The sequence below is a fragment of the Nocardia coubleae NBRC 108252 genome (assembly GCF_001612805.1).
In the GTDB taxonomy this organism is placed as follows: Bacteria; Actinomycetota; Actinomycetes; order Mycobacteriales; family Mycobacteriaceae; genus Nocardia; species Nocardia coubleae.
Genome location: NZ_BDBD01000025.1, coordinates 38,936 through 65,164 on the forward strand (window position 1 = coordinate 38,936; position 26,229 = coordinate 65,164).

23 protein-coding genes are annotated in these 26,229 nt (G+C 69.0%); 6 read left to right on the plus strand and 17 right to left on the minus strand.

The genetic code is table 11. From position 1 onward, the window contains the following. Window positions 1-45: 45 nt before the first annotated feature. Together NCO8_RS25360 and NCO8_RS25365 are read right to left on the minus strand one after the other, a co-directional pair. Window positions 46-756, minus strand: a complete 711-nt coding sequence (locus NCO8_RS25360; RefSeq protein WP_067642839.1) for a sensor domain-containing protein — start codon at window positions 754-756, stop codon at window positions 46-48. Further along, on the minus strand, window positions 753-1,700 hold the full coding sequence (locus NCO8_RS25365; RefSeq protein WP_243750121.1) for a hypothetical protein: 948 nt from the start codon (window positions 1,698-1,700) through the stop codon (window positions 753-755). The genes NCO8_RS25360 and NCO8_RS25365 overlap by 4 nt, the downstream gene beginning before the upstream one ends. Before the next feature lie 92 nt (window positions 1,701-1,792). Between NCO8_RS25365 and lspA the strand changes: the two genes are divergently transcribed. From lspA to NCO8_RS25380, 3 genes are all read left to right on the plus strand, one after another. Then, a complete protein-coding gene (gene lspA, locus NCO8_RS25370) occupies window positions 1,793-2,398 on the plus strand; it encodes a signal peptidase II (protein WP_084457467.1) in 606 nt (201 codons plus the stop codon). Beyond that, entirely contained in the window at window positions 2,395-3,321 is a 927-nt protein-coding gene (locus NCO8_RS25375) for an RluA family pseudouridine synthase (protein ID WP_067497526.1), read from the plus strand. Before lspA ends, NCO8_RS25375 begins: the two co-directional genes overlap by 4 nt. Before the next feature lie 94 nt (window positions 3,322-3,415). After that, complete coding sequence (locus tag NCO8_RS25380) at window positions 3,416-4,087, plus strand: hypothetical protein (RefSeq protein WP_157105095.1); 672 nt, start codon at window positions 3,416-3,418, stop codon at window positions 4,085-4,087. 106 nt (window positions 4,088-4,193) lie between these two features. Here the strand turns inward: NCO8_RS25380 and NCO8_RS25385 are convergent, their stop codons facing one another. Further along, window positions 4,194-5,012, minus strand: a complete 819-nt coding sequence (locus NCO8_RS25385) for a PhzF family phenazine biosynthesis protein (protein WP_067642842.1) — start codon at window positions 5,010-5,012, stop codon at window positions 4,194-4,196. A 70-nt stretch (window positions 5,013-5,082) separates the two neighbouring features. Continuing rightward, window positions 5,083-7,503 (minus strand): cation-translocating P-type ATPase, encoded by a 2,421-nt coding sequence (locus NCO8_RS25390; RefSeq protein ID WP_067642845.1) that lies wholly within the window; start codon window positions 7,501-7,503, stop codon window positions 5,083-5,085. 35 nt (window positions 7,504-7,538) lie between these two features. Between NCO8_RS25390 and rarD the strand changes: the two genes are divergently transcribed. Beyond that, window positions 7,539-8,453 carry an EamA family transporter RarD gene (rarD, locus tag NCO8_RS25395; RefSeq protein WP_067642848.1) on the plus strand — a complete coding sequence of 305 codons (915 nt, stop codon included), beginning with the start codon at window positions 7,539-7,541 and terminating at the stop codon, window positions 8,451-8,453. Between the two features lie 24 nt (window positions 8,454-8,477). Here rarD and NCO8_RS31570 read toward each other — a convergent pair whose 3' ends face one another. Continuing rightward, on the minus strand, window positions 8,478-8,933 hold the full coding sequence (locus tag NCO8_RS31570; RefSeq protein WP_245655505.1) for a hypothetical protein: 456 nt from the start codon (window positions 8,931-8,933) through the stop codon (window positions 8,478-8,480). Between NCO8_RS31570 and NCO8_RS25405 the strand changes: the two genes are divergently transcribed. After that, window positions 8,857-9,729 (plus strand): ADP-ribosylglycohydrolase family protein, encoded by an 873-nt coding sequence (locus NCO8_RS25405; RefSeq protein ID WP_245655493.1) that lies wholly within the window; start codon window positions 8,857-8,859, stop codon window positions 9,727-9,729. The genes NCO8_RS31570 and NCO8_RS25405 overlap by 77 nt on opposite strands. Window positions 9,730-9,984: 255 nt before the next feature. Here the strand turns inward: NCO8_RS25405 and NCO8_RS25410 are convergent, their stop codons facing one another. The 3 genes from NCO8_RS25410 to NCO8_RS25420 all read right to left on the minus strand — a co-directional run bounded on the left by NCO8_RS25410 (window position 9,985) and on the right by NCO8_RS25420 (window position 15,130). Then, entirely contained in the window at window positions 9,985-13,215 is a 3,231-nt protein-coding gene (locus NCO8_RS25410) for an arabinosyltransferase domain-containing protein (RefSeq protein ID WP_067642854.1), read from the minus strand. Window positions 13,216-13,288: 73 nt separating this feature from the next. After that, entirely contained in the window at window positions 13,289-13,783 is a 495-nt protein-coding gene (locus NCO8_RS25415) for a WKL family lipoprotein (RefSeq protein ID WP_067642857.1), read from the minus strand. A 45-nt stretch (window positions 13,784-13,828) separates the two neighbouring features. Continuing rightward, window positions 13,829-15,130: a DNA polymerase IV gene (locus NCO8_RS25420; protein ID WP_067642860.1), complete on the minus strand. Its 1,302-nt coding sequence runs from the start codon at window positions 15,128-15,130 to the stop codon at window positions 13,829-13,831. A 169-nt stretch (window positions 15,131-15,299) separates the two neighbouring features. On the opposite strand from NCO8_RS25420, the gene NCO8_RS25425 reads away from it, so the two are divergent. Then, window positions 15,300-16,175 carry a UTP--glucose-1-phosphate uridylyltransferase gene (locus NCO8_RS25425; protein ID WP_067497501.1) on the plus strand — a complete coding sequence of 292 codons (876 nt, stop codon included), beginning with the start codon at window positions 15,300-15,302 and terminating at the stop codon, window positions 16,173-16,175. 459 nt (window positions 16,176-16,634) lie between these two features. On the opposite strand, the gene ileS is transcribed toward NCO8_RS25425, so the two are convergent. The 9 genes from ileS to NCO8_RS25470 form a co-directional block, all read right to left on the minus strand. Further along, window positions 16,635-19,769, minus strand: coding sequence for an isoleucine--tRNA ligase (gene ileS, locus NCO8_RS25430; RefSeq protein WP_067642863.1), 3,135 nt, complete (start codon window positions 19,767-19,769; stop codon window positions 16,635-16,637). A gap of 269 nt (window positions 19,770-20,038) precedes the next feature. Then, on the minus strand, window positions 20,039-20,239 hold the full coding sequence (locus tag NCO8_RS25435) for a hypothetical protein (RefSeq protein WP_067497495.1): 201 nt from the start codon (window positions 20,237-20,239) through the stop codon (window positions 20,039-20,041). 86 nt (window positions 20,240-20,325) lie between these two features. Further along, window positions 20,326-21,189: a DivIVA-like cell division protein Wag31 gene (wag31, locus tag NCO8_RS25440; protein WP_067642866.1), complete on the minus strand. Its 864-nt coding sequence runs from the start codon at window positions 21,187-21,189 to the stop codon at window positions 20,326-20,328. A 60-nt stretch (window positions 21,190-21,249) separates the two neighbouring features. Then, the gene (locus tag NCO8_RS25445; RefSeq protein ID WP_067642869.1) at window positions 21,250-21,552 is read right to left on the minus strand and encodes a YggT family protein; all 303 of its coding nucleotides are present in this window, start codon (window positions 21,550-21,552) and stop codon (window positions 21,250-21,252) included. Window positions 21,553-21,641: 89 nt separating this feature from the next. Beyond that, on the minus strand, window positions 21,642-22,397 hold the full coding sequence (locus NCO8_RS25450) for a cell division protein SepF (RefSeq protein WP_067642872.1): 756 nt from the start codon (window positions 22,395-22,397) through the stop codon (window positions 21,642-21,644). Window positions 22,398-22,504: 107 nt separating this feature from the next. Further along, the gene (locus tag NCO8_RS25455; protein ID WP_067642875.1) at window positions 22,505-23,242 is read right to left on the minus strand and encodes a YggS family pyridoxal phosphate-dependent enzyme; all 738 of its coding nucleotides are present in this window, start codon (window positions 23,240-23,242) and stop codon (window positions 22,505-22,507) included. A gap of 34 nt (window positions 23,243-23,276) precedes the next feature. Beyond that, window positions 23,277-24,008, minus strand: coding sequence for a peptidoglycan editing factor PgeF (gene pgeF, locus NCO8_RS25460; RefSeq protein ID WP_067642878.1), 732 nt, complete (start codon window positions 24,006-24,008; stop codon window positions 23,277-23,279). Window positions 24,009-24,158: 150 nt separating this feature from the next. Next, entirely contained in the window at window positions 24,159-25,418 is a 1,260-nt protein-coding gene (gene ftsZ, locus NCO8_RS25465; RefSeq protein ID WP_067497477.1) for a cell division protein FtsZ, read from the minus strand. Window positions 25,419-25,549: 131 nt separating this feature from the next. Then, window positions 25,550-26,227, minus strand: coding sequence for a cell division protein FtsQ/DivIB (locus NCO8_RS25470; RefSeq protein WP_067643264.1), 678 nt, complete (start codon window positions 26,225-26,227; stop codon window positions 25,550-25,552). Between the last annotated feature and the right edge of the window lie 2 nt (window positions 26,228-26,229).

The following is a 26,229-nucleotide window of genomic DNA, read 5'->3' on the forward strand; positions in this document are numbered from 1 at the left end:
CGGCCTTCGGACGCGCCGGGGCGGAGCCCGACCGGCGGTCGCCGCTCAGCCGCGCAGCTTGCGCACCTGAGCCGCCGTGAGGTCGGCCAGTACGCCGGGATCGACTTCTTCCGGAGCGGTCACGACCACCTGGACCAGGGTGTTGCCCACCTGAACGAGTGAGGTGGCCGAAGTCAGGGTCAGGCCCTCGCTCGTGGCGGTCAGGGTGAACGCCGAACCCGCGTCGCCGACCGGCGGCTGGTCCAGCGGGGCGGTCCGGTAGTCGATGCGCACGCCCGCGTCGTCACCGGTGTAGCTGGTGCAGCGGCGTGGTCTGGATTGCAGCGAGTCGAACGCGGCGGCGAGGGCGGTGTCGGGGTAGCTCGCGGCGTCGATGTCGATGGTGGCGAAGCTCGGTCCGGCGAATTGGACCGAGGCGGCGGCGGCCGAGCCGGGCCACTGCTGGGCGATCGGTGTGAGCAGCCTGGCGCAGTCGGCGGGGTCGGTCGGCGCGTCGGCGGGCACCGCGGTGTCGTTGCCCGCGCGGCGCGGTGGGACCGCTGTGAAGTCGCCGGGCAGGTCGGTGGCCGCGAGCAGGCCGGCGCTCAGCTGCGCCTGATCGCGCACGACGGGTCCGGATCCGGGAGCCACCGCGGCGGGCGAGGGCCAGGTCGTCGCACAGGACGCGCCGCAGTCGTCGGACGTCGACGAGCACGCTGCCAGCGCGGCGCAGGCCGAAGCGACCGCGCCCGCGCGGGCCAGGGCCGATCGCATCATTCGGTCCAGGAAATGCGGGTCGATTGGGTCTGCACGAGCGTGCTGACGCTGCGCGGATCGTGATAGGTCTGCTGACCGCCCACCTCGATGGCACCCGACACGGGCAGCGGCAGACCGAGATCGACGGTGATCGTGCCCGCGCCCTGCATCACGTAGTTCTGGATGTCCAGGGCGCCCGCGTTGTTGGGCAGCGTCCACACGTTTCCGGTGGGGGTCTGGTTCACCTGTAGGTCGATGGTGAGCCGGTCGCCGTCGCGGCTCACCAGGGTCGCGGTGGTGACCTGATCGAGGGTGACGCCGCCGGTGATCTGCTGATGCACGGTCCACACCGCGCCGACTCCGACGGGCTCGTCGGGGAACGCGACGGACTGGTACACCGCCTGGTAGAACGCCTGCTCGAGCGCGGCCCGCGCCGAATTGGGCGTCTCGGGTGAGGGCGCCATCCGCAGTTCGGTGATGGCACCGAGGTCACTCATCGCGAGCCCGGCCTGGGAACCGTCGGCGTTGGTGAACGCCTTGTTCAGCGCCGGGTCGGGGGTGGTGACGGTGCCGACCGTCAGATCCACGCCGTCGACATCGGCGCGCGCGGTCATCGGGATGGTGAGCGCGGCGGGCGAGAAGTCGCGCACCGGTTGATCGTTGACCTGCTGCTGGATGCGGTAGTCGGTGCGCAACGTCACCTCCTGGGTGGCGCCGATGCTGTAGAGGGGGCGCAGCCGGCTGCGCGGCTCGTCGCCCGGGGAGACGACGGTGGCGACCGCGGCCGTGATCGGCACGGTCACTTCCTTGCCGATGCCGAGCGGCTCGAGGCCCTCGGAATCGGCGGTCGACGGCGACCGATCGGCGCACCCGGCACCGAAGGTCGCGAACCCGAGCACGAGCGCCACCAGAAACACCCCGGGGCGCGCGATGCGGGGTAAGCGAGAACTAGACAACACCGTCACAGCGATCAGGGTACGACCGCTTCCTGAGGAACTGCTGGGACTCCGGCCGGTCCGCGACGCGGCTCCGCGAACGACTAGGGAATGATGGACACGTGAGTGAAGACCGGTCAACCGACAACGCTGCAGTCCCCGCGACCGGCGACGCCGCCGACGCACCGGAAACCATCGCGGTGACCGAGACCGAAACCCCAGGTCGCCGCCGGTTGACAACGCTGCTGATCATCGCCGCCGTGCTGTTCGGCCTCGACCTGCTGACCAAGTGCCTCGCGGTCGCCTACATCGATCCCGACGACCCGGTGCCGATCATCGGCGACTTCGCGCGCCTGGACCTCGTGCGCAATCCGGGCGCGGCGTTCTCTATGGCGACCGGCATGACCTGGCTGCTCACCTTGATCGCGGCCGCCGTGGTGGTCGGCGTCATCCGCATCGGGCGCACCTTGCGGTCACTGTGGTGGGCGATCGGCCTGGGCATGGTGCTCGGCGGGGCGATGGGCAACCTGGTGGACCGGATCTTCCGCTCCCCCGGCCCGCTGCAGGGCCATGTCGTCGACTTCGTCGCGATCGGCTGGTGGCCGGTGTTCAACGTGGCCGATTCGGCCATCGTGTGCGGGGCGATTCTGCTGGTCGCGCTGACGATCTTCGGTTTCGAACCGGATGGCACCCGCAGCGGTCGCAAACACACGGAGGAGACCGCGTGAGAGAAACACGAACCATGCCCGTACCCGACGGGCTCGACGGGATGCGGGTGGACGCGGGACTCTCGCGGCTGCTCGGTCTCTCGCGCACGGCGGTCGCCGCGCTCGCCGAGGAAGGGTCGGTGCAGCTCGACGGTGTCGCCGCGGGCAAGTCCGACCGGCTCACCGCGGGCGCCTGGCTGGAAGTGATCTTCCCCGAACCCAAACGTGAACTGACCGTGGAAGCGGCCCCGGTGGAGGGGATGAAGATCCTCTACGCCGACGACGACATCGTCGCGGTGGACAAGCCGATCGGCGTCGCCGCGCACTCGGGTGTCGGCTGGACGGGCCCGACCGTGGTCGGCGGACTGGCCGCGATGGGGTACCGCATCTCGACCTCCGGCGCGCACGAACGGCAGGGGATCGTGCACCGCCTCGATGTGGGCACCTCCGGCGTGATGGTCGTTGCTCAATCCGAACACGCCTACACGATGCTCAAGCGCGCCTTCAAGGAACGCACGGTCGACAAGCAATACCATGCTCTCGTGCAGGGACACCCCGATCCGAGCAGCGGCACCATCGACGCGCCGATCGGGCGTGCGCGCGGCAACGACTGGAAGTTCGCCGTCACCGGCGACGGCAGGCCGAGCATCACCCACTACGACACCATCGAGGCGTTCCAGGCGGCGAGCCTGCTCGACGTACACCTCGAGACCGGGCGCACCCATCAGATCCGCGTGCATTTCTCCGCGATCCGTCACCCCTGCGCCGGCGACCTCACCTACGGCGCCGATCCGACGCTGGCCAAGCGGCTCGGGCTGGAACGGCAGTGGCTGCACGCGCGTCAGCTGGGTTTCCATCACCCGGCCGACGGGCGCTGGCTCGAGATCACCAGCGAGTATCCCGCCGACCTGGCGGGCGCCCTGGACGTATTACGTAATGCCTGACGACCCGCGGTCGTCCGAACCGGCGTCGACGACGGCGCCGGACGACCGCGGGGATCTCGTCGCGCCGACTGTCCCGCCCGAAGAAGTAGCGGGCGTGGACGATTCGACCGGTCTGTCGGGACGGTCGAAGGTGGTGCTCGGTGCGGCGGCGGCGCTGGCCGTGGTGCTGCTGATCGTGGCGTTCACCCGTCCGCACGCGGCGGGTCACGTGGCGACCGATCGCCTGGGTCCCGCGCAGGGCGAGCAGGTCGACGACTACCTCGCCGACGCTCGAGCCTCCCTCGACGGCACCGATGCAGATCCGCGCTGGGCGCTGGTGTCGTTCACGGAATACCAGACGCCGCAACAGCTTCCGGGCATTGCCGACGGGTTGCGGATCTCCGGGGTGATCCAGCACGTGCCGATCGATCGGGTGCAGACCCCGGTCGTCACCGTCGCTACGCCCGCGGGCGACGAACCCGCCGTACGTTCGGGCGAAGCGGCGGCTGGACTGCTCGAATCGCAGCAAGTGCGGGACGGCCGTAGCGCCGAGGTGGTGCGCGTGAGTGCTTCCCGGCTGCGCGGCGGCTGCGCGTGCACGGCCGGGATCGTCGTCCGTGGGACTCTGCCCCAACTCCGCGATCTCGCCGCCGCACCGGGAGTACGTGCGGTGCAAGCACTTCCGGCCGACGCCGTCGCCGGGCGCTTCGCGGTGAGCCCGCTGCTGCCGGAGAACACCGGGACGATCACCCCTACCCCCGACGACGGTCCCGTTCCCGCCGAGTAGGGCGCACGCAGTGTGCCCGCTCAGCACGTCACCGACCAGACCGGCGCAGAGTCGCCCCTCCCGACAGGCCCGCGATCGCCGACGGGCCGGTAGCTTGTGCTCGGCCTCAGTCCGGCAGGGTGACGACTCCGTCGAGATACCGTCTGCACCGCCCCAGGAGCAGGACCCGGTTGTCGGCCAGTTCGCCGCGCAAGGTGCCGCCGCGGCGGGACAGCTGGCGGGCGGTGAGGGTGGAGCGCCCGAGTTCGCGGGCCCACAGGGGAACCAGCTGTGCGTGGGCCGAGCCGGTGACCGGGTCTTCCGGAACGCCGACGCCGGGTCCGAAGAAGCGGGAGACGAAGTCGCTCGAACGACCGGGAGCGGTGAGGACCGCGCCGCGTGAGAGCTGCGGGAAGGCACCGAAATCAGGTGTGGCCGAACGTACTTCGTCTTCGTCGGCGACGACGACGATCTCGTCCTGGCCGGTGTAGGCGCGCACCGGGGTGACGCCGAGCGCGGCGACCAGGGCGGGATCGGGGTCGACCTGGACCGAGGCGAGGGCGGGCAGGTTCAGGACGTATTCGTCGTCGTCGGTGCGGTCGACGTGCAACCAGCCGGAACGGGTGTAGAAGCTGACGCGGTCGTGTTCGGGGTGGATGTCGGAGATGACCTGAGCGGCCGAGGCGAGGGTGGCGTGCCCGCACATGTCCACCTCGACCGCCGGGGTGAACCAGCGCAGGTGGAACGCGGGCCACTCACCGGGCGGGCCGCCCGCCTCCGAGGGTAATTGGGAGGTATAGAACGCCGTCTCGGCGAGGTTGTTCTCCTCGGCGAGCTGTTGCAGCAATGTGTCCGGCAGCCAGGTGGGCAACGGCATGACCGCGGCCGGGTTGCCCGAGAACGGCGCGTCGGCGAAAGCGTCGATCTGGTGCAGCAATACCTCCATAACCGGCAAAGGTACTCCAATACCGAAACTTCGCCCGGCACAAGGGTTCTCGAGGCGCGCCCGGCCCCGGTCAGGCTCCCTGCGCCCCGACCGGCGGGACGAGCTTGCCCGCGTTGCCGGTCAGTCGCGCCTGCACCCACCAGGCCAGTTCCACCAGCACGATGCCGATCACACCGCACACCACCGCGGCCAGGGTGAGCCTCGGATTCGACGGGTCGAGCTTGAAGAACTCGCGGGTGAACGGAATCGTGAACAGCGCGACATAGGCCAGCACCGACACCGCGATCAGCACCACCTTCCACCACACGTACGGGCGCGCGACCAGCGCGAGCACCCACACCGCGATCATGATGAGCGTGATCAGCGCGGTGGTCCCGGCCTGTACCCGCTGCGTCTCCGAGGCCTCGGGACCCGCGTACGCGATCAGGTAGGCCACGAACGTCGCGACACCGATCACCACACCCGAGGGCACCGCCAGCCGCATCACCCGGCCGACGAACCCGGTGCGGGCCCGCTCGTTGTTGGGCGCGAGCGACAGCACGAACGCCGGAATGCCGATGGTGAACCAGGCCGCGATGGTCACGTGGCGCGGCAGGAACGGATAACCGATGGGGTCGTAGCCGAAGATCTGCGAACCCACACCCGCCAGGCCGACCAGGAACGCCAGCAGCACCGAGTACACGGTCTTGGTGAGGAACAGATTCGACACCCGCTCGATATTGCCGATGACGCGCCGCCCTTCCCCCACCACATACGGCAGGGTCGCGAACTTGTTGTCCAGCAACACGATCTGGGCCACCGCGCGGGTGGCCGGGCTGCCCGCGCCCATGGCGACACCGATGTCGGCGTCCTTGAGGGCGAGCACGTCGTTGACGCCGTCACCGGTCATGGCGACGGTGTGGCCGCGCGACTGCAGGGCGCCGACCATGGCCCGTTTCTGGTCGGGGCGCACGCGGCCGAAGGTGGATTTCCCGTCGAGCACGTCGGCGAGTTCGTCGCGGTCCTCGGGCAGGGTGCGTGCGTCGACGGGATCGGATCCACCGGGCAGGTCGAGCGAGGCGGCGACCGCGCCGACCGAGACGGCGTTGTCGCCGGAGATCACCTTGATGGAGACATGCTGGCTCGCGAAGTATTCGAGGGTGTCCTTGGCGTCGGGACGCACCTTCTGTTCGAGCACGACGAGGGCGGCGGGCTCCACCCGGCCCGGCGCGTCGGGGGCGTCGACCGGGCGGTCGCCGCGCGCGAGCAACAGCACCCGCAGACCTTGGGCACCCACCTGCTCGGCGTGCGCGGCGGTCTCGGAGGTGGGATCGAGCAGCACGTCGGGTGCGCCGAGGAGCCAATCACCATGGGCGCCATAGGAAATGCCGCTCCACTTCTTGGCCGAGGAGAACGGGGCGACGGCCGTGCCGGTCCAGTCCGGGCGGTCGGGTAGCGCCTCGCCGATGGCCTGCACGCTGGCGTTGGGACGTGGATCGTCTGCCGCCAACGCGGCGAGTACCTGGCGCACGCTCGCCTCGTCGAAGGAACCGAGTGGTTCGACACGGGCCAGGCGCATCCCGTTCTCGGTGAGCGTGCCGGTCTTGTCCGCGCACACCACGTCGACGCGGGCCAGGCCCTCGATGGCGGGCAGTTCCTGCACCAGGCAGTTACGTTTGCCGAGCCGGACCACACCGACCGCGAAGGCGATGGAGGTCATCAGCACCAGGCCCTCGGGAACCATCGGCACCAGGGCCGCGACCATGCCGGTCACCGCCGGGCGCCACGACTCGCCGCTGGAGACGAGCTGGTTGTAGATGCTGAGCAGGCCGGCCGGAATCAGCAGGTAGGTGATGAATTTCAGGATCTTGTCGATACCCGAGCGCAGTTCCGAGTGCACCAGGGTGAACTTGCTGGCCTCTTCGGCCAGCTTGGCGGCGTAGGCGTCCTTGCCGACCTTCGTCGCGCGGTAGGCGCCCGAGCCCGACACCACGAAGCTGCCCGACATCACGGGGGCGCCGACACCCTTGTCGATCGGATCGGCCTCGCCGGTGAGCAGCGACTCGTCCACCTCGAGGGCGGCGGCCTCGGTCACCTCGCCGTCGACCACGATCTGGTCGCCGGGGCCGAGCTCGATCAGGTCGTCGAGCACCACCTCGGCCGGGGCGACCTCCTTGGCGACGCCGTCGCGACGCACGGTCGGCATGGCCTGGCCGACGATGGCCAGCTGGTCGAGGGTGCGTTTGGCGCGCACCTCCTGGATGATGCCGATCGCGCTGTTGGCCACGATGAGCAGCCCGAACATGCCGTCGATGATCGAACCGGTCGACAGCACGAGCAGGAAGAGCACACCGAGGATGGCGTTGATGCGGGTGAACACGTTCGCGCGAACGATCTCGCCGACCGACCGGCTCGCCCGCGCGGGCACGTCGTTGGTCTGACCGTCACGGCGCCGCTGTTCGACCTCTGTTGCGCTGAGCCCGGTGGCGGGCTCCCGCACGGATATGGACATGCTCGACAGGCTACGTCAGTCGTAACATGGGATGAATGCAGCCAAGAACGTCCCCGCCCGGTGTCGTCTTCGGGACGGGGGCTTATCTGATCTGGGGTCTGTTTCCGGCGTTCTTCGGGCTGCTGGCGTTCGCGTCGGCCGTGGAGGTGGTGGCGCAGCGGATCATCTGGACCTTGGTCGTGGTGGTGCTGGTGTTGCTGCTCAGCGGGCGACTGCGGGAGATGCGGGCAATCGACGCGCGGACCTGGCGGCTGGCGGCGGTCGCGTCGGCGGCGATCTCGATCAACTGGGGCGTCTACGTGTTCGGGGTGATCTCCGGGAATGTGGTGGAGTGCGCGCTCGGGTACTTCATCAATCCGCTGGTGACGGTGGCGTTCGGGGTGGTGTTCTTCCGGGAACGGCTCTCCCGGGCGCAGTGGGCCGCGCTCTCGCTCGGTGCGCTGGCGGTGGTCGTGCTCACCGTCGACTACGGCCGACCACCGGTGATCGCCCTGGTGCTGGCGTGTTCGTTCGCCACCTATGGCCTGGTGAAGAAGGTGATCCGGCTCGACGCGCTGCGCGGTATCGCCGCCGAGGGGATGGTCGCCGCCCCGTTCGCGCTGGCGTTCGTGATCGTCTTGCTGGCGACCGGGCGCAGTGAGTTCACCTCCAGCCCCGCCCATTTCGGGCTGATGATGGCCACCGGGCCGGTGACCCTGATCCCGCTGCTGCTGTTCGCCGTCGCCGCCCGGCGGGTGCCCCTGTCGACCATGGGCATCCTCCAGTACCTCACCCCTGCCCTCCAGATGGCCTGGGGCGTCGCGGTGATGCACGAACCGATGCCGCCCTCCCGCTGGATCGGTTTCGCCCTCATCTGGACCGCGCTGGCCGTCTTCACCACCGACGCCCTCCGCCGAGCCCACCGCAACCGCCACCCCGCTCCCCAGCCCGCCGAAAGCCTGGATGCCTGACCACCACACTTTTGTGGCGCGATTTCAGCCCAATGTCGGCTGCGGCGGCAGCGGCGGTGGCGGTGGCGGCAGCGGCAGCGGCAGCAGCAGCAGCAGCGACGGCAGCAGCAGCAGCGACGGCAGCGGCAGCAGCAGCAGCAGCAGCGACGGCAGCAGCAGCAGCGACGGCAGCAGCAGCAGCGGCAGCAGCAGCAGCAGCAGCAGCGGCAGCAGCAGCAGCGGCAGCGGCGGCAGCGGCGGCAGCGGTGGCAGCGGTGGTGGCGGCAGCGGTGGTGGCGGTGGTGGTGGATTATCAGAGCCGACCGAGCGGAGTGTGGCGGTACGGTCGGGTCGACTGGTTGTGATGAAAGGGGTGGATGCTGTGCGGGATTCGGGCTTTGCGGATCGGGTGGCCGGAGTGCTGGTGGGGACGGCTGCGGGGGATGCGCTGGGGGCGGGGTACGAGTTCACCAAGCCCGGGGCCGATGTGGTGATCGACATGATCGGCGGTGGGCCGTTCAACTGGGCGCCGGGTGAGTGGACCGACGACACGTCGATGGCGTTGGTGGTCGCCCAGGCCGCGTCGCGGGGACCGGGGATCGATCTGGACGCGGTGGCCGAGGGGTTCGTTCGCTGGTATGACACCGATCCGCCGGATATCGGCAATCAGACCAGGGCGGTACTGTCGATGAAGCCGAGCTCGGCGCTGGACATGCAGGCGGCGGCGATGTCGCTCACCGGGCGGACCGGCGGGAACGGGTCGCTGATGCGCACGGCGCCGGTGGCGCTCGCCTACCTCGACGACGCGGCCGAATGCGTGGCGGCGGCCGGGCGCGTCGGCATGCTCACCCACTACGACGAACAGGCGGTCGAAGCCTGCAAGATCTGGACGTATGCCATCCGGCATGCCGTCCTGCACGCGAACTTCGACGGCGTGCGCGAATACGTCCGCGGCTCAGCGTATTCCGAATACTGGACCGCCCGCCTCGACGAGGCCGAACACGGCACCCCCGCCGACTTCCCCAACAACGGCTGGGTCGTCCACGCCCTGCAGACCGCCTGGTGGGCCATCACCACCACCGACAGCTCGTCACCGACCCATCTCGCCCTCGCCCTCGAGGCATGCGTCCGCGCGGGCAACGACACCGACACCACCGCCGCCATCGCAGGCGGCCTCCTCGGCGCCCGCTGGGGCGCCTCCGCCGTCCCCACCCGCTGGCGCGACATCCTCCACGGCTACCCCGGCCTCAGCGCCCCCGACCTCCCCACCCTCACCCACCGCATCACCACCACCTGACACCCGCGCAGACGCAACCCCGCCCAGTCACGCAGGTTCGCACAGATGCCCTGGGCGTCGGCGGCAACCGCGCACATCGAGGCCGCCGCCACTGGACAACCGATCACCACGCAGTCGTGGCGGGCTCCGTTCGAATTCCAGCCACCACAGCATGGTCCTCGAGGCCTCGGCCGATCGGGCGAATGATCACCACGCCGTAGTGGCTGGATTTCGAGGTGAAATCCAGCCACCTGAGCGTGGTGATCAAGTCCGGGGTTACCAGGCGGTGATGACCGGGCCGGGAGTCCAGGTGCCCCACTCGGTGCGGGGGTTCACCGAGATCTCGGCGGGGGTGGCTGTGGTGTCTCGGGGGAGGTACTGCTCGAGGGAGCCCCAGTCCTTGTCCCAGTCGTTGTTCAGGTACGTGGGGAGGGTGCGGGCGGTGAAGAGGAGTTGGGTCCAGCCGAGTGGGCCGCCGCCGTCGTGGCCCTGCCAGAGGTTGGTGATGGTCGCGCCGTTGCGGTCGGGGAGGATGCGGTATTCGGGGTGGGCGGCGACGCCGTTGTGGGTGGGCAGGTGGTTCTGGCACGGGAAGTGCAGGCCTACAGCCCAATCCAGCAGCACGGGGGTGTCGCGGCCGAGCAAGGCGTTCAGGGTGGTCGTCTGCGGCATACGCGGCGGGGTCAAGGCGAGCCACTGGTCGGGGCCGAGATCCTTGTCGGCGGCGACCAGGCGGACCGCCGTGGCGTCGGCGGGGAGCTGGTCGAGCGGGACGCGCAGGTTGCGCCAGACGGGCGCGGGGCCGATGTCGATCGGCATGACCTGACCGGTGACCTGCACCGTGCCGTCGGCGGCGGCGGTGCCGTATTCGACCGTCAGGTCCTGGCCGGGGTGCACGATGCCGTCGGCGTCGACCGAACGGATCCGGCCCGCCACCGACACCGCGAGCAGCGGGCCGCGCGGGCCCTCCGGCAGGCGGAACCAGCCGGTGGTCAGGGCGGCGGGTTCCTGCGTGCCTGCCCGGTAGCTGCCGAGTACCGGGGTGGTGGCCGGGTCGAGACCGAACGGGAGCTGCAGCGAACCCTGGCGTGATTCCGAACCGGCCGACGTGGTCGCGTCGCGCAGCTCGTCGGGGTCGTCGGAGACCGAATTCGCTTGGCCGGTGGTGGATTCCACCTCGTCGGAGGTGAGCACGGGCGCCACGCCGTCGGGGCGGAAACCGGTTGATTCGCCCGTCATGGTCGTGGTCATGTCACCGGTGAGCGGGGCGAGCATCGAGGCGTTGGCGTCGGTTTCGACGAGCACCTCGTCGGCCATCCCGCAGCCACCGCCGAACGCCGCGTTCAGGTTCGAGCTCGCCACCGAGTACGCCGGGTACTGGGCGACGGCGGCCTTGGCGAAGGACGCCACCTCGAACAGCACCATCATCGCGGCGGCCACCGCGAGCACGGGCACACCGCTCAGCCGCGTCGGCTTGACCGACGGACTCGGGTGGATGTGGAACCAGGCGGCGATCAGCAGCGCGAGACCGGTCAGCCCGGCGAACACCGTTGACACGCCGAATCCGGCGACCGACGGCGGCTTGTCCCACCACGGCACACCCCACGCCGACACGTACCAGTAGCCGTTGGCGCCGACGAAGGTCACCGCGAGCGCGAAGAACACCGCGGCGGCGAACAGCGCCCGGTTACGCAAGGGCCGCAGCACGTTCGGGCTCACGGCGACCGCGGTGACCGCGGCGACGCAGGTGGCGAGGCCGGCGAACACACCGAACTGGTGTGTCCACTTGGTCGGCGAGAACATCATCAGCACCATGGCGGCGAGGGTGATGCCGAGCAGGCGCCGGGTGGGGCCCACGGCGGTGCCGGGGATGTGACCGCCGCGCCGCAGCATGGTCGCCGCGCACACGACGAGGCCGAGCAGCATGACGAACACCCCGAAGCGGCGGGTGAGCCAGCCGTCGGCGTTGATCTGCAACAGGAACTGGTAGCGCAGGAACTCGAAGAACCAGGACTCCCCCGGCCCGATCTTCTCGTGTACCGCGAACATCTCGCGCACACCGGCCAGGGTACGGTCGGCGAAGACGACGGTGAGCACGACAACGCCCGCCGCGAGGATCGGCAGCAGCTGTGACAGGTAGCCGACCGTCTTGGCCCGGCGCACGATCACCGCCGTCATGGTGCGCGCGCCGGCCACCAGCGCGCCGAGGCAGATCAGCCCCGATGGCGCACCGGTGAGGGTGAACGCGGCCACGATCACCGCCACCGCGTACGGCAGCAACCGTCGTGTGGCGATGGCCCGCTCCACGGATACCCAGGTGACCAGAACACCCAGGGCGACAACGAATTCCGCGCGCAAGCCGTTGTTGTAAGGCAGCCAGAACGCGAGGAACACCAGCGCCGCGGTCCAGGTGACGAGCTTGCTGTGCCGCAACGCGATACCCAGGCGCGGCAGCACTTCACGGCTGATCAGCCACCAGGTGAGTACACCGGCGAGCAGCGCGGGCAGGCGCACGAGCGGGCTGACGGTGGAGATGTGGGTGAGCCAGCCGATGATGTCGGTGTAGGGGGTGTAGAACGGGCCCTCGTCGACGCTGAACCAGCGGTAGTAGTTCGACATGTTGCCCGAACTGCGCGCGCCCCTTGCCATCCCGAGGATGTAGCCGTCGTCGGAGGTGTTGGCGCCGATGAAGTGCCAGACGCCGAGCACCGCGAACACCAGCCAGTCGACCGGGCGCAGCCGCCACCAGCGCTGCGGCAGGAACCGGCGCGCCGACCGGCCGTCGGCGGCGTCGAGCCGGTGCAGCGCGAACAGGGCGACGAGCGTCGCGAGCACGCACAGCGCGATCACCGCGAGCTTGGGCCAGGTGGGTGAGGTGATGTAGCGCGAATCGACGTCGACGCGCACCGCGAGGTCGGCGGGTGCGGCACCGGTGAGCTCGCTGAACACTCCGACCACCTGCGGACGGAGATCGCCGGCGAGGGTGGCGCCCTCGCCGAGTCCTGTTGTGGTGACCGTCGATCCGGTCGGCGACAGGGTGACGGTGAGCGCGCAGGACCGGTCGAGCACCTCGGCCAGCGGCGCGGTCCACACCAGCATCGAGCGCGACACCACGTCGACCCGGCCGGGGCGCTCGGGGGTATCGGCGACGACCTTGACGACGAAGCCGTATTTCTCCATGTCGGCCGATTGCCTCGGCACGGTGGACACGACCACCCCGCCGGTCGCCGCGACCGAACTCAATGCCGCGCACGGCACCGTCGCCGTCAGCGCGGCCGGGGCGTAGGCCACGAGCGGTGCCTCGACCGACGCGGGCGAGCCCTGCTGCGGCCAGGACACGCTCGCGGCGTCGACGCGGACCGGAAGGAAGGGGATGGCCGCGGCGCTGAGCACCGCGATCAGCCCGGCGACGATCGCCACGACCCGCGCCCAGCCGGGCGAACCCGGTCGCACCGGCTCCGAAGCACCCTTGGGCGGATGCCCCTGCCGCACGATCGTCTCAACCACGGGGCCTGATCCTAACCGCGCCCCCGCCCGCGCCCCAGCCGCCCCGGCGTGGAGCCGTCGGCACAGCGGAATGTCAGACGCACGCGGCCGACTGCTGACCCAGATTCGTCAGCATGGTGCAGGCCCACGCCTTCTGCACCTTCCACTTACCGGCGTCGGCGACGAAGGGCACGTCCACCACATTCGTCTGCCCGTTGACCGTGAAGTTCGCCTTGGCGTTCACGCTGTCACCGAACGACGTCACCTCGGTGACCTGCACCTGGACACCGGCGTCGCGCGCGGCGACGGCCAGGCGGTTCGGCAGTTCGGGGTCTGCCTCGCCGCCCTGCACGAAGTCCAGCTTCTGCTCGTTGGGCACCGAGGGGTCCAGCGCGGTGTTGAGCTGAGCGTTGAGCTCCTCCACCGACGGCACCGGTGGCAGCGCGTCGTCGGTGGCGGTCGTCGTGGTCGCCTTGGCACTGGTGGTGGTCTTGGCGGCGGGCTTGTCTTCGGTGCACGCGCTCAGCCCGAGTGCGGTGATCACGGCCAAACCTGCGATCGCGACACGGCCGATCCTGCGGTGGGTCAACTGCTCGTCCTTCGGTTCGAGGGGCGGGTTGCCGGGCGTGGCCGCTCAGTCGAGACTGGCGAGCGGGTCGGCGGGCGACAGTCCCGATTCGTCGGCAGGAAAGGTACGCGCCGGGCCGGGGCCTGTCGAACTGGTCTCGAAGCGCACTGTCACCACGCCGTAGCCCGCCCCCTGCACCCACCCGTGCCCGAACTCCGGATGCCGCACGTCCATACCCTGAAACCATTGCCCCACCGGCATTTCCGGTTGCTCGGCCACCGGCTCGGGCGCCTCGACGGAATCGGTGTCGATATCGGCGGGCAGCGCCTGGTCGAGTTCGGGGAACAGCGATTCCTGGCGAACCATGGTGAGCCCGCCGTAACCGACCCCGACCAGCCGGATCGGCCCGAGTTCGGTGGGGTCGATGGCCGAGCGTTGCGCGGCCGCGGCCAGCGTGCCCAGTTCAGTGGTGGCATACGGCAGCGTGAACGAGCGGGTCACGATGCTCATGTCGGATTTCTTGAGTTTGAGGACGACGGTGCGGGCGGCGCGACCGTCGCGGTCGAGTCTGCGGTGCGCGGAGGCGGCCATGGCGGTGATCGCGGTGCGCAGGTCGGCGAGAGTGACGATGTCGCGTTCGTAGGTGTTCTCGGCGCTGATCTGTTTGGCCTCGGCACGCTCGCTGACCGGCCGGTCGTCGATTCCGCGCGCCAGCCGGTGCAGCGCGGCACCGACACTGCCGCCGAGGATGGAGGCGGCCTCGACTTCCGGCAGCGCGGCGAACGCGCCGACGGTCTCGATACCGAGGCTGCGTAATCGCGATTCGGCGACCGGACCGATGCCCCACAGTTTGCGCACCGGCAACCCGGCCAGCAACGCGCCCTGCTCGGCCGGCGAAATCACCCGCATCCCATCGGGTTTCGCCAGTCCGGAGCCGATCTTGGCCAGCTGTTTCCCGGTGCCCGCCCCGATGGAGGCGGTCAGACCCGTCCGCGCACGGACCAGCGCGCGCAGCATCGCGCAGTACTCCTCTACCTGGGCCACGCTCGCCCCGGCGAGCTCGGCCGGTTCGGCGAACGCCTCGTCGAACGACAACGTCTCGAGCACCGGCACCCGGCTGCGCAGCGCGTCGAACACCCGTCCGCTCAGCACCGAATACACGGCCCCGCGCGGCGGCACGACCACCGCCGAGACACCGACCAGCCGCCGCGCCTGATGCATGGGCATGGCCGACCGCGCACCGAACACCCGCGCCTCATAGCTCGCGCCTGCCACCACCCCGCGCTGACCCACCCCACCCACGAGCACCGGCCTACCGCGCAGGGTCGGCCGGGTGAGCTGTTCGGCCGAGGCGAAGAAGGCGTCCATATCGATGTGCAGCACCCACCGACGTGCGGTGACCGCAGCATCGGGCCTGGCCGCGACCGGGACGTGGGTACTCACGAGCGCAATGTACGCGGCCCCACCGACAGATCCTCGACACCCGGCCGCCACCGAGGCACCGCACAGACACCTCGAAATGTGTGATGATCGGGTGATGAAGATCCGTAAGGCTGTTATCCCGGCCGCGGGAATCGGCTCCCGGCTGCTGCCCCTGACCAAGGCGACGCCGAAGGAGATGCTGCCGGTCGGCGACAAACCCGTCATCGAGCACACGGTGCGCGAGCTGGTCGCCTCCGGTATCACCGACATCACCATCGTGGTGACCAGTGGCAAGTCGCTGATCCAGGACCATTTCCGGCCGAACCCGGCGCTGGTCGCCCAATTGCGTGCCGACGGCAAGTCCGCCTACGCCGACGCGGTGGAGGAGGTGGGTGAGCTATCGCGCGAGGGCCACATCACCTACCTCGACCAGCACGGCCCGTACGGCAACGGCACCCCGGTGCTGAATGCCGCCCGCCATCTGGGCGACGAACCGATGCTTGTGCTCTGGCCCGACGACGTGTTCGTCGCCGAGGTACCGCGCGCCCAGCAGCTCATCAAGGCCTACGAGTCCACCGGCTGCCCGGTGCTCGCCCTGATGCCGATGGAACCGGGCGAGTCGCAGCGCTACGGCGTGCCGGTGGTGCGTGAGGACCTCGACGACGGGTTGCTGCGCATCTCCGGGCTGATGGAGAAGCCGAAGCCGGAGGACGCGCCGTCGGCGTACGCGGCCATCGGCGGGTACGTGGTGACGCCGGGCATCATCGACGAACTGCAGCTGCAGACCGACAACTGGTACACCCACCGCACCGGCGAGGTGTACCTGACCGACGCGATCAACAAGTATGCCGCCGAACACGCGGTGTACGGGCAGGTGATCCAGGGCCGCTGGTACGACACCGGTAACCCGGCCGACTACCTGGTCGCCCAATTCGCCTCGGCGCTGGCCCATCCCGAGTACGGGCCGCTGCTGCGTCAGCTGGTGGACTAGCGGTTCGCCTGCGCCGCTCCCGCGCGGCGCAGGCGAGCGGTCAACACCGTTTGTCCGCGAGAACGAGGTTCGTCGCGATCGTCGCCACGAATCCGAACAGCAGGCGCCGCAGAACTTTTCGCCGCACAGGTGGACTCCCCTCGTCCCGGCGACGGGTCGCCGACTGGTCGGTTACCGGGCGGCATCTCACGATCGCGGCACGCCGCCGGTCGATCCGGCGCCGCGACGGAGGTGCGCTCACTTCCGTCGCGGCCCCGTTTCCACAGGACACTCATCACGAACCGTCGCTGTCACCTCAGCGTGTTCCATGCGCATGTGCAGCAACTCGACCCATTGTGCCCGAAGTGGCCCGAGAAAGTCGCCATTTCAGCAACCTTCCCGCGAACTGCCCCGTCAGCCTGCGATTTTCGGCCGGAAAATATGTCCGGGGCCGGGCGAGGCCGACCCCGGACGAGCGACTCAGGCCTTGCTGAGGGCCACCTTCACACCACCGGTGATTTCCGGGGCGTCCGCGTCGACCGCACCGAATGTCAGTGTGGTCGCGAGGATTTCGCCTGCGATCAGATCGCGGTGGGTTTCGGCCCACTCGGCCCGGTCGGCCGGCACGTCGAGCACAACGGTGATCCGGTCCGAGACGTCCAGGCCCTGCGACTTGCGGGTCTCCTGCAGGTCGCGGATGAGGTCGCGGGCCCAGCCCTCGGCTTCCAGCTCCTCGGTGACCACCGAATTCAGCACAACCAGACCGGCATTGCCGGGCAGGGCGGCCGTGGATTCGGGTTCGGCGGCGACCAGGCGCTGGGTGTATTCCTCGGGCAGCAGCGTGATCCCGGCGGCGGTGACGACACCGTCAGCCGATTCCGACCACTCCCCCGCCTTCACGGCCTTGATCACCGTCTGCACCTGCTTGCCCAGGCGCGGACCGGCCGCGCGGGCGTTGACCGCCAGCTCGAAACGGCCGTGCGCGGCGACATCGGTGGTCAGGTCGACCTTCTTGACGTTGACCTCGTCGGCGATCAGCGCGGTGAACGGGGCGAGCCGTTCGGCGTCGGCCGCCGCGATGGTCACCTCGGCCAGCGGCAACCGCACCCGCAGGTTCTTGGCCTTGCGCAGGCTCAGCACCGTGGAACACACGGTGCGCACCTCATCCATGGCCGCGACCAGCTCCGAATCGTGCGGCAATTCGGACTCGGCGGGCCAGTCGGCCAGGTGCACCGAGCGTTCGCCGGTGAGCCCACGCCAGATCACCTCGCTGATCAGCGGCAACAGCGGCGCGGCCAGCCGGGTGGCCACCTCGAGCACGGTGTGCAGGGTGTCCACGGCGTCGCGGTCCTCGGACCAGAAGCGCGAACGCGACCGGCGCACATACCAATTGGTGAGCGCGTCGGCGAACGAGCGCAGTTCGTCGCAGGCACCGGCGATGTCGTAGGTCTCGAGCGCCTCCGTCATCACGTCGCGGGTCACCGCGAGCTTGGCCAGGATGTAGCGGTCGAGCACGTTCGGCGAATCCGTGCGCCACACACCGGGCTTGGAGGCGTAGAGCTGCAGGAAGGTCCACGCGTTCCACAGCGGGCGCAGCGCGTGGCTGACACCTTCGCGGATGCCGCGCTCGGTGACGATGAGGTTGCCGCCGCGCAGGATCGGCGAGCTCATCAGGAACCAGCGCATCGCGTCGGAACCGTCGCGGTCGAAGACCTCGTTGACGTCGGGGTAGTTGCCCTTGGACTTCGACATCTTCAGGCCGTCGTCGCCGAGCACGATGCCGTGCGCGGCAACGGTTTTGAACGACGGCGAGTCGAACAGCGCGGTCGAGAGCACGTGCAGGGTGTAGAACCAGCCGCGGGTCTGCCCGTTGTACTCGACGATGAAGTCGCCGGGGAAGTGGCTGTCGAACCACTCCTTGTTCTCGAACGGGTAGTGCACCTGGGCGAAGGGCATCGAACCCGACTCGAACCAGCAGTCGAGCACCTCGGGGACCCGGCGCATGGTCGACTTCCCGGTCGGGTCGTCGGGGTTGGGCCGGGTGAGGTCGTCGATGCCGGGACGGTGCAGGTCTTCCAGGCGCACGCCGAAGTCGCGCTCGAGTTCGGCGAGCGAACCGTAGACGTCCACGCGCGGGTGGGCCGGGTCGTCGGACACCCACACCGGGATCGGGCTGCCCCAGTAGCGATTACGGCTGATGTTCCAGTCGCGCGCGCCCTCGAGCCACTTGCCGAACTGTCCGTCGCGGATGTGTTCGGGCACCCAGGTGATGTGCTTGTTCAGCTCGACCATCCGGTCGCGGAACTTGGTCACCGCGACGAACCAGGACGGCACCGCCATGTAGATCAGCGGTTGACCCGAACGCCAGCTGTGCGGGTAGGAGTGCTCGATCGTCTCGTGCCGCAGCAGTTTTCCGGCGGCCTTGAGGTCCTTGATGATGACCGGGTTGGCGTCGAAGACCATCAGGCCCTCGTACGGCGGCACCATCGAGGTGAACTTGCCGGCCGGGTCGAGCGGCTGCACGATCTCGATGCCGTTGGCCGAGGCCACGTCCATGTCCTCCTCACCGAAAGCCGGTGCGAGGTGGACGATTCCGGTGCCGGAGTCGGTGGTGACGTAGTCGGCGGTGAGTACCCGGTGTGCGTTCGGATGTCCGAGGAAGAAGTCGAACGGCGGCTGGTAGGACAGCCCCGCCAGGGCGGCGCCGTCGTACTCGCCGAGCACGGCCGGTTCCTCGCCGAATTCGCGGGCGTAGTGCGAAACCCGTTCGGCGGCAAGCAGATAGCGCTTGCCGTCGGCGGCCTGGAGGTGGACGTAGCGCACGTCGGGGTGCACCGCGATCGCGAGGTTGGACGGCAGGGTCCAGGGGGTGGTCGTCCAGATCAGTGCGTTGGCGCCGTCGAGCGCGGTCAGGGGGTGCTCGGCGGGGACCGACAGCACCATGTCGACGGTGACCGCCGGGTCCTGGCGCATCTTGTACGCGTCGTCGAGGCGGGTCTCCTGGTTCGACAGCGGCGTCTGCTCGTACCAGCTGTAGGGCAGCACCCGGAAGCCCTGGTAGATCAGCCCCTTGTCGTAGAGGGACTTGAACGCCCACATCACCGACTCCATGAAGTCGAGATCGAGGGTCTTGTAGTCGTTGTCGAAGTCGACCCAACGCGCCTGGCGGGTGACGTACTCGCGCCACTCGTTGGTGTAGCGCAGCACCGAGGACTTGCAGGCGGCGTTGAACTCGGCCAGCCCCATCGCGTCGATCTGCGACTTGTCGGTGATGCCGAGCTGCTTCTCGGCCTCGATCTCGGCGGGCAGGCCGTGGGTGTCCCAGCCGAAGCGCCGGTCGACCTTCTTGCCGCGCATCGTCTGGAAGCGCGGGATCAGGTCCTTGACGTAACCGGTGAGCAGGTGGCCGTAGTGCGGCAGGCCGTTGGCGAAGGGGGGCCCGTCGTAGAAGACGAACTCACTGTTGCCGTCACGGTTGTCGATGCTGGCGCGGAAGGTGTCGTCGCGCGCCCAGTAGTCGAGCACCGTGGTTTCGAGTTCCGGGAACGTCGCGCCGGAACCGGCACCGAAATCGACCCGGGGGTACGCGCCACCGGTGGTTGTCTCGTCCGCCATTGCGGAATGCTCCTCGTGCCGCCGCGCCGCCGGCGCGGATCCGTGGCACGGGGACGATGCCGGCGCAGGTGCGCCGAAACCGCGGTACCACCCCGTTTGCCCGCGCCGGGAAAGCACGCGAGCCTCTCGTTGCGAGCTGTGACGGGCTCACCCGTTCGGTTCTACTGAGCGCGCGTGCGCCGTTCTTCCGAAGACTCCCCGGTGATGGCCGGATCAACGCCGTGTGTGAATCGATTCTAACCGGGCTCGTCCAGCCCATTTCCGCCCGGTCAGTCCTTGCGAGCATGCCGCCCCGGCGGAACCGGGTCGTTCTCGGGTCGCCCACCGGCGAGCGCGCTCACCAGGAGGGTGCCGGCGCCGATGACGCAGATCAGGATGCAGCCCCACGCCCACGCCACCGAGCCGGTGGCGAGTGCCGCCACGAGCAGTGCGAATCCGATCGCGGCCAGAACGAGCGTCAAGACGAGCATGCTGACTCCCAAGCAACCGAGCAGCCCGACGAACTGGGCGTTCCCGAATCACGCGACGCGCTGCGCCGCGCGACCCGGGTTCCAGTTTACTTGGCGCCCTTGGCGAAGGAGGAGGCCGGAGCCAAACTGTTGGACGATCCGTTGGTGTCGCCCGCGAACTCGCCGCCGTCGACCGGAACGGCCGAGCCACGGTTCTCCAGTTCCTCGAGCTGCGACTCCAGGTAGGACTTCAGGCGCACGCGGTACTCGCGCTCGAAGGTCTTGAGCTGCTCGATCCGGCTTTCCAGCACCGTGCGCTGCTGGGTGATGGTCGCCATGATCTCCGCGTGCTGACGCTCGGCGTCGGCGGTGAGGGCCTCGGCCTTGTCCTTGGCCTGGCGGATCTGGGTCTCGGAACGGTTCTGCGCGTCGGCGAGCATCGCGTCGGACTTCTGCCGCGCGTCGGCGATCATCGCCTCGGAGCGGGTGCGGGCGTCGCCCACCAGACGCTCGGAGTTTGCCCGCGCGTTCGACAGCAGGCTCTCGGCCTCGGTCTTGGCGTCGGTGGTGAGGCGGTCGGCCATCTCCTGCGCCAGGGTGAGGACCTTCGCGGCCTGCATGTTGGCGTCGGGGCCCGAGTTGTCGCGGACGGGCGCTGCCACCGGCATCGGCGCGGGCGGCGCCGCCGGGACCGGCGCCGGAATAGGTTCGGGTGCGGGCGGCGGTGCCTGTTGGACCGGGGCCTTCACGGCGGCGACCTGGGCCGCCCCGCGATTCTTCTTGGCGTCGGCTAGCTCGGTGTCGAGCTCGGCGACCCGCTGACGCAGGTCGGCGTTCTCCTCGATCAGGCGCGAAAGCTCCTGCTCGACGAGATCCAGGAAGGCATCGACCTCGTCCTCGTTGTAGCCGCGCTTACCGATCGGCGGTTTGCTGAACGCGACGTTGTGCACATCGGCGGGAGTCAGCGGCATCGAAGGATCCCTTCACGCGGTCTTTGGAGAACTAGCAAGCGGTCTTCTCGACTCATTGTGTCACACGGAGGTCACGGGCTGCCCGAGCCTACCCACGATGGACATCAGGATGAACACGACGAAGAGCAGAACCATAATCGACAGATCGAGCCGAATACCGCCCAGATTCACGGGAGGTATCAAGCGTCTCAACAGTTTCACCGGCGGATCGGTGACGGTGAAGATGAACTCCAACACGATCACCACCACGCCCCTCGGGCGCCAGTCACGCGCGAAACTGCGGATGAACTCCACGATCACCCGGCTGATCAACAACAGCCAGAAGATGAAAAGCACGAGGTACAGAACCGCGAACAGGGCCACGGGTTCACTCTGCCGCAAAATCGGCGACGTGCAAAATGGCCGCGCCGCGCAGTGCGCGGGCGGCCATCATGGCAGTTCGTGAATTGTCACTATTTCTGGTTGTAGAAGCCGTTTTCGGCGATCCGACGACGCTCTTCGGCCGATACGTCGACATCGGCCGGTGAGAGCAGGAACACCTTCGTGGCCACCTTGTCGAACGAGCCACGCAGCGCGAACGCCAGCCCGGCCGCGAAATCGACCAGCCGCTTGGCATCGGCGTTGCTCAGGTCGACCAGGTCCATGATGACCGGGTTTCCCTCGCGGAAACGCTCACCGATGATCCTGGCCTCGCTGTAATCGCGCGGACGCAGCGTGGTGATCTTGGACAAGGGACCTCCGTCCTCGAAGATCCCGGGCCGCCGCACGGGCGCGGGCTCGGGGCGCAAGCGCTCCTCCAACCTGCGCTCCTCGGCGTCGGGATCGACCGCGAGCGCGCCACGGGTCGAGCCGCGCATCCCCGGCGCGACCCCGCCCGCCCGGAACGCACGGCCCGACGAGGGCGCCGTCTCGATCCTGGTCGGGCGCCGCGGCGGATCGTAGCGATCCTCGGCGTAGGCGTCGTCGACGTAGTCGTCGCGACGCGCCTGATAAGCCGGCTTGTAGGCAGGCTGGGGGAAGTCGTCGGCTTCGTCGCCGAAACGTTCGGAGCCGTAACGATCTTCGGCGTAGCGGTCGTAGCTGCGCGGGCGAGTACGGCCGGCGCGCTCCTCGGGGCCGCGCGAGGCGTGATCGTCGACGTAGTCGTCTTCGTACTCATCGAGCGGAACCATGCCGAAGTACGCCTTGAACTTGTGCAGCGTGCTCATCCTGGACGACCTTCCTTCGGCCCCGGTGGCGGCCGGGTGTTGAAGTTCTTGCTCAGCGCCTCGTCGGCCAATCGTATGTGTCGAATGTGACTGATGAGGTTTCTTTGCTACGCCGAGGTTATCGGTCGGCCGCCCATCAAGGCGGTACCGACACGCACACACGTCGAACCGTGTTCGACCGCGATCTCCAAATCACCCGACATACCTGCAGAAAGTTCGGTGGCATCGGCGTGTTGCGCGAGCAGCGAAGTGTGCAAAGTCGCAAGCTTCGCAAAGGACGCATGAATGTCGGCGTCAAGGGGTGGAATCGCCATCAGACCGGCCAGATGCAGTCCGGGGGCCTTCGCTACCAGGTCGGCCAGGGCGGGCAGATCGGCCGGTTCGACACCCCCGCGTCCGGGGTCGGCGTCCAGGCTCACCTGCAGCAGCACACGCAGGGGCGCGGTACGCTCGCCGGCTGCCTGTGCGTCGGTCACCGCCCGGTCCAGCGCGTTTGCCAGCCGTTCGCTGTCCACCGAGTGCACGGTGTGTGCCCATCGGGCCACGGCGCGTGCCTTGTTGCGCTGCAAGCGGCCGATCATGTGCCACTCGACGTCGTCGTAGGCCAGTTCGGCGACCTTGGCCGAGGCCTCCTGCTCACGCGACTCGCCGAACTCGCGCCTGCCGAGGCGATAGAGGATGTCGACATCGGCGGCCGGGAAGAATTTGGTCACCGGCAGCAGTCGGACGGAGCCCGCCGGGCGGCCCGCGGCGGCCACGGCGGCGTCGAGCCGCGTGAACAGCCCGTCCAGGCGGGTCGAGAGTTCGCTCGCGCGATCGGTGCCGGTCGAGGTCTCCTGGGTCATGCGGCCTCCCCTCGCCGGGTGGTGTGCTGTGGGCTCATGCGGTCGGGTCCATCCAGATCACACCGGCGATGCGGCCGGTCGGGGCGCCGCGGCGGTGGCTGAACAGGGTTTTGTCCTCGATGGTGCAGCGCGGGTCGAGGGCGATGCCGCCGACGCCCGCCTCGGTGAGCTGCCTGCTGATGCCCGCGCGCAGATCCAGGCCCGGTGTCTTGCGGACCGTGGTGGTTGCGCTGCCGGGCAGGTGGGCCTCCACGTCGGCGCGCATAGCGGCGGGCACCTCGTACTGACGACCCGATGCGGCGGGCCCGAGGAAGGCGCCGATGCGCTCCACCCGGGCGCCGACCGAGACCATCGCCTCGAGTACCCGCGGCACGATGCCGATTCGGGCGCCGATGCGGCCCGCGTGCACTGCCGCGATCACGCCTGCCTCGTCGTCGGACAGCAGGATCGGCACGCAGTCGGCGGTGAGGACGACCAGGGCGAGGCCGGGCACCGTGGTGACGAGTGCGTCGGTCACCGGGACCGGTTCGGCGCGCGGCCCGTCGACGATCTCGACATTGCGGCCGTGTACCTGCTCCATCCACACCAGCCGGTCCGGGGTGAGCCCGATGCCCTCGGCCAGGCGGATCCTGTTGCGGCGCACGGCCTCCGGATCGTCACCGACGTGATCGCCCAGGTTGAACGAGTCGTACGGGGCGACGGAGAAGCCACCGGCGCGGGTGGTGGTCACCCGGCGAACGGTCACGGTGGGGGGTGCGGAAGTCATGGTTCGAGGGTAGTGCGGTCGGCGGGTCGATCGGTGCGCGTGCGGGGTGACATCGGTCAACCCGGCCGCTGGCCGCGGCGGCCCCGGAGCTGAGCCGGAGACGCGAAAGCGCCCGAACTCACCGGGGAGTTCGGGCGCTGTGGTCCGTGCCTAGCGGCGCATGAAGATCGGCACCTCGATGTCGTCGTCATCGTCGCCGTCGTCGCGCGGTTCGGGGTTGTTGACGCGGTTGAGCGCCTGCTCGGTGACCCGCTGCCGCTCCGACTCCCGATACCGCTCGGTGTCGCGGTAGTTGGGCGCCGCCGCCCGTCCGCTCGACATGCCCGCGGTGGCGGGCTCGGTGGGCCGGGCCGGTGCCTCCGTGCTTCGGCTCTGCCCGACCTCGCCCGCACGACCGGAGCCGATCGGGTTGGACGAGGACCGGCCGGTCTGCATGGTGTTCTCGACCGCGCGCCGCGAGGGGCCGCCGCCGTCGAAACCGGCGGCGATCACGGTGACGCGCACTTCGTCGCCGAGCGAATCGTCGATGACCGTACCGAAGATGATGTTGGCCTCGATGTGGGCGGCCTCCTGCACCAGCGAGGCGGCCTCGTTGATCTCGAACAGACCGAGATCGGAACCACCCGCGATCGAGAGCAGCACGCCGTGCGCACCGTCCATCGATGCCTCGAGCAGTGGCGAATTGATCGCCGTCTCGGCAGCTTTCACCGATCGGCCCTCACCGCGCGCCGAACCGATGCCCATGAGGGCCGAACCGGCCCCCGACATCACGCTCTTCACGTCGGCGAAGTCGACGTTGATCAGGCCGGGGGTGGTGATCAGGTCGGTAATACCCTGAACACCGTTGAGCAGCACTTCGTCTGCCGACCGGAAGGCATCCATCAGACTCACCGCCGCGTCGCCCAGCTGCAGCAGCCGGTCGTTCGGAATGACGATGAGGGTGTCGCACGACTCGCGAAGCAGGTTGATGCCCACTTCGGCCTGGTTCCCACGCCGTTTTCCCTCGAAGGAGAACGGCCGGGTCACGACACCTATAGTCAGCGCGCCCAGCTTGCGGGCGATGCTGGCGACGACAGGGGCGCCACCGGTTCCGGTACCACCGCCTTCGCCCGCGGTGACGAAGACCATGTCGGCGCCCTTGAGCACCTCTTCGATCTCGTCCTTGTGGTCTTCGGCCGCTTTGCGACCGACTTCCGGATCGGCACCGGCGCCAAGTCCTCGGGTGAGTTCACGGCCGACATCGAGCTTCACATCGGCGTCGCTCATCAGCAGGGCCTGTGCGTCGGTATTGACCGCGATGAACTCGACTCCCTTGAGTCCCTGTTCGATCATCCGGTTGACGGCGTTCACGCCGCCGCCGCCGATACCGACGACCTTGATCACGGCAAGGTAGTTGTGCGGGGGCGTCATGGGCTCTCGCCTTCCTTCGATCTAAAACCCTCAACCTCAACCATAGGGTTGGCGTTATGTCAAGTATCCGACTGCTGCGGAACGCTATTCGCAGCCACCGCGATCCCGGCGCAGGCGCGCCGAAGTTTCGCTCACTTTACCGTGACCAGATTCGGACTCGAAACGTCGAACACGGTGCCTTCCCGGGTGAGCAGCGGCATTACGACGGCAGCTTTGCGCTCCCCGTCGCCCGTGCCGCCCCACACTACCTTTCTTCCGTCGCGCAGGTTGAGCGAGACATCCGAAACCGACCGTGCGACAACCTCACCCACCTGCACCGACAACGCGGGCGGCAACGTGACCAGCACGGCGACGGCGGCGCGGGCCGCATCCGGTCCCGGCATCGAGCCCTCGGTGACCAATTTCGGCACACCGATCGGCGGTGCCGGTTCGATCGCGAATTCCACACTCTCGGCGTCGATCAGGTGGGCGCCGTCGGGAGCGTCGATGTACACCACCGGAGTTCGCTCCACGACCGTCACCAGCACCGTCGACGGAAACTTCCGCTGCACCCGGACCGAGCGCACCGTGGGAATCGCCGCCACGCGGCGGGCGATCTCGGTGGTGTCGATGCGCAACATCGAACGCCCGTCCGGGATTTCGAGCCGCTCGCGCACCTGTTCCTCGGGCACGGCCGTCAGGCCGTCGATCCGCACGGTCCGTACCGACAATGCCGGGGTGAACCACGCGAGCACCGCGAGCACGGTGACGACGACCAGCCCGACCGCCGTCCAGAGCCGGTAGCCGTGCCACCCGCGCGCGGCGGGCATCG

Bases quoted from the DNA above. Each gene is read 5' to 3' on its own strand.
- wag31 (WP_067642866.1), bottom strand. From the start codon at position 21,189: ATGCCGCTGACTCCCGCCGATGTGCACAACGTCGCGTTCAGCAAACCG.
- NCO8_RS25435 (WP_067497495.1), bottom strand. From the start codon at position 20,239: ATGCTCGTCTTGACGCTCGTTCTGGCCGCGATCGGATTCGCACTGCTC.
- NCO8_RS25385 (WP_067642842.1), bottom strand. From the start codon at position 5,012: ATGGAGGTATTGCTGCACCAGATCGACGCTTTCGCCGACGCGCCGTTC.
- NCO8_RS25420 (WP_067642860.1), bottom strand. From the start codon at position 15,130: ATGGACGCCTTCTTCGCCTCGGCCGAACAGCTCACCCGGCCGACCCTG.
- NCO8_RS25390 (WP_067642845.1), bottom strand. From the start codon at position 7,503: ATGTCCATATCCGTGCGGGAGCCCGCCACCGGGCTCAGCGCAACAGAG.
- pgeF (WP_067642878.1), bottom strand. From the start codon at position 24,008: ATGACTTCCGCACCCCCCACCGTGACCGTTCGCCGGGTGACCACCACC.
- NCO8_RS25470 (WP_067643264.1), bottom strand. From the start codon at position 26,227: ATGCCCGCCGCGCGCGGGTGGCACGGCTACCGGCTCTGGACGGCGGTC.
- rarD (WP_067642848.1), top strand. From the start codon at position 7,539: ATGCAGCCAAGAACGTCCCCGCCCGGTGTCGTCTTCGGGACGGGGGCT.
- NCO8_RS31570 (WP_245655505.1), bottom strand. From the start codon at position 8,933: ATGTCGATCACCACATCGGCCCCGGGCTTGGTGAACTCGTACCCCGCC.
- NCO8_RS25360 (WP_067642839.1), bottom strand. From the start codon at position 756: ATGATGCGATCGGCCCTGGCCCGCGCGGGCGCGGTCGCTTCGGCCTGC.
- NCO8_RS25425 (WP_067497501.1), top strand. From the start codon at position 15,300: ATGAAGATCCGTAAGGCTGTTATCCCGGCCGCGGGAATCGGCTCCCGG.
- NCO8_RS25450 (WP_067642872.1), bottom strand. From the start codon at position 22,397: ATGAGCACGCTGCACAAGTTCAAGGCGTACTTCGGCATGGTTCCGCTC.
- ftsZ (WP_067497477.1), bottom strand. From the start codon at position 25,418: ATGACGCCCCCGCACAACTACCTTGCCGTGATCAAGGTCGTCGGTATC.
- NCO8_RS25455 (WP_067642875.1), bottom strand. From the start codon at position 23,242: ATGACCCAGGAGACCTCGACCGGCACCGATCGCGCGAGCGAACTCTCG.
- ileS (WP_067642863.1), bottom strand. From the start codon at position 19,769: ATGGCGGACGAGACAACCACCGGTGGCGCGTACCCCCGGGTCGATTTC.